The organism is Mesorhizobium sp. M7A.F.Ca.CA.004.12.1.1 (assembly GCF_003997835.1).
Lineage (GTDB): Bacteria > Pseudomonadota > Alphaproteobacteria > Rhizobiales > Rhizobiaceae > Mesorhizobium.
In genome coordinates this window covers 1-915 of the sequence record NZ_RZRK01001325.1, presented here as the reverse complement: position 1 = coordinate 915, position 915 = coordinate 1, and the positions used below count along the sequence as shown (strand labels likewise).

The window sequence follows — 915 nt, the reverse complement described above, 5'->3', positions numbered from 1 at the left end:
ACATAGACCAGCGGGATCTTGGCTGCGGCGGCGGCGTCCGACATCGCCTGCGTGGCCGAAGTGTCGACCGGGTTGACGATGATGGCATCGACGCCCGAGGCGGCGAAGTTCTTGATCTGGTCGAGCTGCTTGGCAACGTCGTTCTGTGCGTCCTCGACCTGCAGCTCGACGCCGCTCATGCCCTTGGCCTGCTCGATCATGCCGTTGCGCAGCACGGTCAGGAAGTTGTCGTCGAACTTGGCCATCGACACGCCAACCTTGGCGGCCATGGCGGATGAGCTCATCAGCGCCGCGAAGGCGACGCCCAAAATCAATTTCTTCATTGTGTTTCTCCTCCACATATTGGTGCCCGGTTTCACCGATTTATCCGGAATCCCCGATCTCCCCGGGGAATCTCTCCCTGATGTCTTTTCTGTTCCGGGTGACGCCTGCCTCCTGGCTGGAACGTCAAGCCCTCTGTTTGAAACAGATATTCCGGAACGAAAGAACCAAAATACACAGATGATGAAATATTTATTCCATTTCACATCGGGGCGTCAAGGGCGATTCCGCGGCCTGCGGGCCGATTTACGCATCGCTCTGATGGATTCTATCATTTGCCTCGGCGGGCTTGCGCGGCGGCGGGCTAGATGTTTTCCGGCAGGTAGATGTCGAAGGGCAGGAAGGTCTGGCCCGGAGCGTTGGCGGCGCCGGTTTCGATGGCATGCGCCATCAGGTCGACGAGCTCACGGCACAAAGCGGCGAGCGGGGTCGAGATCACCATGGTGAGGATGTTGTCGGCGAGTGCCGCGCGCGATTCGGCGTTGATCTCGTTGCAGACCACCACCGGCATGGTCGCGGGCTTCGCTGCCCGCAGCGCCGAGACCGCGCCTTCCATGCCGCCGCCGGCGACGTAGCAGCCGGCAAGATCCGGAT

The 915-nt window shown here is 60.9% G+C and carries 1 protein-coding gene and 1 pseudogene; both read right to left on the bottom strand.

Annotated elements, in window-relative coordinates; all coding sequences use genetic code 11:
- Positions 1-323, bottom strand: a 323-nt coding sequence (locus tag EN984_RS36140) for a substrate-binding domain-containing protein (protein WP_164765993.1), incomplete at its 3' end; no start/stop codon positions are given.
- A gap of 302 nt (positions 324-625) precedes the next feature.
- A pseudogene (locus EN984_RS36135) lies at positions 626-915 on the bottom strand (LacI family transcriptional regulator); the annotation flags it as partial.